Raw genomic sequence first — 3190 nt, 5'->3', positions numbered from 1 at the left:
GGGCCCGGCGGCGGGCCGCGCGGGACCGCCCGCCGTGGCGCCCGGGGCCGACGGGCCGCCGGAGGTGACGGGCCTGCCGCCGGCCGGAGCCGGGCGGCCGGTCTGCGCGGACGCGGCCTCGGCCGCCGAGGGGCCGGACGCCACGCCCCGCGAGCCCTCGACGCGGATTTCCGGTCCCCCGGTGGGCGTCCGGCCGGCGCTCGCGGCGCCGCCCGCGGGCGCGCCGGTCCCGGGACCGCCCGCCGTCGCGGTACCGGAGGCGGGGCCGGCCACCGTCCGCACAGCCGGCCCCGCGTGCCCGCCGGACGACGCGCCCTCGGCCGCCCGACCACCGCCGGCCTGCGGCGCGGAGGCGCGCCCGGCCGCCCCGCCAGTACCGCCAGTACCGCCCTGCACGCGGCCGGAGCCCGCGGACGTGGCCGCGCCGGCCGTGCCCTGCCGGCCGGCCGCCGATCCGCCGGTGCCCGCACCCCGGGTCGTCGTCCCCGCAGCGCCGTGTCCGCCGGCCCGGCCGGTGTCGGCGGTGGCCGGCCCGAAGCCCGGCAGGACGGCAGCGGTCCGCCCGGACGTACCGTCCGGCGGAGCGCCGGCGTGGTCGCGTCCGGGGCCGCCGGAGGTCCGGGGGCGGTCGCCGGTGACCGTGGCCGCCGGGCCGGACGCACCGCGGCCGCCCGCACCACCGGCACCGCCCGGTCCGGACCCGCCCGCCACCGGCACCGGGGCGTCGGTCCTCCCGGACCGCCCGCCGTCCGGCAGGTCGAGCACCGGCTCGTCCGGCAGGTCGACGTGGACCGGGTCCACCTCGACCTTCTCGCCCTTGCCGCCGAACCGCCGCCGGCCGCCGCCGCCCAGCGCGCCCACGGCACCCGCGGCGACGGACGCCCCGAGGAGTTCCTCGCCGCCGAAGGCGCCCAGCATGATCCCGGCGGTGGTCACCCCGGTGGCCGCGCCGAACACGCCCTTGCCGATCAGCGAGTTCGCGAACCGGGGCACGACGACTCCGCCGATGCCGAAGAAGACCCCGCCGACGGCGCCGCCGATCGCCCCGGAGATCGCGGCGGAGACGGTGTTGTCGACGCTCCACCGCGTCCGGTCGCCCTTGAGGATCTGGATGGTCTGCACGGCGGCGTCCAGGCCCAGGTTGAGCGCCACACCCGCGGCGACCGAGATCAGCAGGCGCCGCAGGATCATCTTGACCGCCGCCCGCGCCGAAGTGATCGCGGCCGGGAGCACCTCGGGCGCGAAGAACGCCCAGTGCGCGATCTGCCCGGCCAGCAGCACGAGTTGGCCGAGGATCATGTACTTCGAGTACTCGATCTGCACCCCGGTATGCCGGCCGAGCTTGCCCAGCTGCTTCGAGGACTCCGCCATCTCCGGGAGGGCGGCCTCCAGTTGGGTCACGAACGCCCGGAACTCCTCGGCCACCTGCCCGCCGACGCTCTCCAGGACGCCGTTGGCCGACGACCCCATCCCCTCGCTGATGCCCCGCAGTTCCTGCGCCGCGTCGTCCCAGGCCGAGCCCAGCTTCCGCAGCCTGTCCTCGTCACCCTTGGGCCAGGACTGGCCGACGGCCAGCTTGGCGACCCAGGCGAGGGCGGGGGGCATCTCGACGCTCATTCGGCACCGTGTTCTTCGTCGGGTTCTTCGTCGGGTTCTTCGTCGGCGGTCACGGGGAGGCGGGGGCGGGCCGGCCCCCGCGCGGCATGAGGGCACGCGCGGGGGCCGGGCGGCGAGGGTCAGCGACGGCCGGCGTGGGGCCCGCCCGGGCGCGGCCCGTGCCCGGCGTCGCCGACGCCGGGCACGTCGCCCGGGACGGCGGAGGTCAGGATCCGCAGGGCTTCGACGTTCTGCTCCTCGGTCCGCCGGAAGCCCTTGGCCATCGTCGCGATGCCGTCGACGGTGCTGTCCAGCACCTCCGCGGTGCCGCCGACGGCCTCCGTCAGCTGTTCCTTCGGCGAGAGGTACTGGTCCCGGAACTCCCGGCCGGTGTAGTCGTCGCCCCAGCACTCGCCCAGCTCGCCGAGCCGGGCCTCCAGCCGGGTGCCGACCGACCTGATCAGCCCGGCCAACTCCTGTACCTGCGGCGTGGCGGCCGCCAGCCGTTCGGTGTCGACGGAGAAGACGTGGTCAGCCACGGTCCGCCCCCTCGAAGCCGTGCTCGACGTACTCCCTGACGGTGTCCGGCAGGGCCGGCTCCTCGGGCAGCAGCGCCGTGGGGTCGACCCGGCCCTGGAGCAGGTCGCCCAGGGTGACGCCGGGCGGCAACCCGTCCGACACCACCCCGGCCACCGCCTCCAGCGCCTCCTCCCGGGCCCGCGCGGCGGTGGTGACCAGCAGGTCGGCCAGCTCCCTGGGCGCCATCCGGCGGTACGCGCCGTTGGGGAACTCGACCGCGGTGAGCTCGCCCTGGGCCCCGACGGTGACCTTGACCGCCTGCCGGGGATCGGTCGCGGTCGCCGTCGTGGCGGCGATCCGGCGCCGGGTCTCGGCGGCCTCCTCCCGCTGGCGGGCGTACAGCGCCAGCAGGTCCTCGATCTCCTGGTCGTAGGGGCTGGACACGCGTGTTCCTCTCGTCGTCGGGTCGGGCGGGTCAGTGAGCGGTGCCGGAGGCGGAACGGTCCGGAACGGCGCCCCAGGTGCTCTCGTCCTGGACCAGCAGGTGGGCCACCCCGGTCCGCTCGGCGGCCTCGCCGGCCTGGTCCGCGTCGGCCGGCGCCGCCACCTCCGCCGGCTCGGCGGGCTCCGGCAGGCCGTCGCCGCAGCCCGTCACCGGCGCGAGGGTGACACCCGTCCCCCCGCCCGGGCCGCCGGTCGCACTGGAGGCCGACCGGTCCGGCTGCCAGGTCGACCAGGGCTCGGACGCCTCGGTGGTTCCCCCGTCGGCCTCGCCGGCGGACCGGCCGTCCCGGCCCGGTGCCGCCGCCCAGAGCAGCGGGACGAAGGCGCCCGCGCCGCGCTCCCAGAGGGCGGTGTCCTCCTCCACGCCGTCCGCCGCGGGCCGGGGCAGTACCGCCGTCCGGTCCTCGGCGAGGCCCGCCCCGCCCTGCGCCCCGGCGGGCGGGGCGGCGGCGTCGGCGGTGCCGGGTCCGGTGGCCGCGGCGGCGGGTCCGGTGGCCGCGGCGGCGGGTCCGGTGGCTCCGGTGGCCGCGGCGGCGGCCTCCTCCGCGCCACCCCGCGCGCCCGTCCGCGG

3 protein-coding genes and 1 pseudogene are annotated in these 3190 nt (G+C 78.7%); all 4 read right to left on the bottom strand.

Annotated features, from left to right (window positions below; translation table 11 throughout):
* On the bottom strand, positions 1–1617 hold a 1617-nt coding region (locus ACFVHB_RS40035; RefSeq protein ID WP_380332901.1), incomplete at its 3' end, for a WXG100 family type VII secretion target.
* A gap of 119 nt (positions 1618–1736) precedes the next feature.
* Positions 1737–2135: a WXG100 family type VII secretion target gene (locus ACFVHB_RS40030; protein ID WP_380332899.1), complete on the bottom strand. Its 399-nt coding sequence runs from the start codon at positions 2133–2135 to the stop codon at positions 1737–1739.
* Entirely contained in the window at positions 2128–2559 is a 432-nt protein-coding gene (locus tag ACFVHB_RS40025; protein ID WP_380332897.1) for a YbaB/EbfC family nucleoid-associated protein, read from the bottom strand. The genes ACFVHB_RS40030 and ACFVHB_RS40025 overlap by 8 nt, the downstream gene beginning before the upstream one ends.
* Before the next feature lie 31 nt (positions 2560–2590).
* A pseudogene (locus ACFVHB_RS40020) lies at positions 2591–3190 on the bottom strand (hypothetical protein); the annotation flags it as partial.

Origin of the sequence: Kitasatospora sp. NPDC127111, from assembly GCF_042677465.1 — a bacterium.
GTDB lineage: Bacteria > Actinomycetota > Actinomycetes > Streptomycetales > Streptomycetaceae > Kitasatospora.
Note: the sequence above shows the minus strand (reverse complement) of the source record. Positions and strands in the feature narration are given on the sequence as shown.